The sequence below is a fragment of the Vibrio sp. S11_S32 genome, assembly GCF_014694465.1.
Classification (GTDB): Bacteria; Pseudomonadota; Gammaproteobacteria; order Enterobacterales; family Vibrionaceae; genus Vibrio; species Vibrio algicola.
The window spans coordinates 1-250 of sequence record NZ_JAAUWS010000204.1 but is presented as its reverse complement, the minus strand read 5'-3'; the positions used below and the strand labels follow the sequence as shown (position 1 = coordinate 250).

At 41.2% G+C, this 250-nt stretch carries 1 protein-coding gene; it reads left to right on the top strand.

From position 1 onward, the window contains the following. Nucleotides 1–250 (top strand): IS66 family transposase (locus HC723_RS17250; protein ID WP_190339975.1); only part of this gene is annotated, 250 nt, incomplete at both ends.

Here is a 250-nt window from a genome sequence, read left to right as displayed (position 1 = left end):
GTAAGTGAGAAATTCAAACCGCTTTATCAAGCCTTGAGAAACCACTTGCTAGAGCAAGTGGTTATTCAAGCGGATGAAACACCACTCAATGTACTTAAAGAAAACAAACAGTGTTATATGTGGCTATATTGCTCAGGAGCGGATTCCCCACAAGCAGCATTGGCAGAGACAAAAAATATCGTCTTGTTCGACTATCAAAATAGTCGAGCGAGAGCGTGCCCTATGGATTTTTTAGGGAATTACTCTGGTT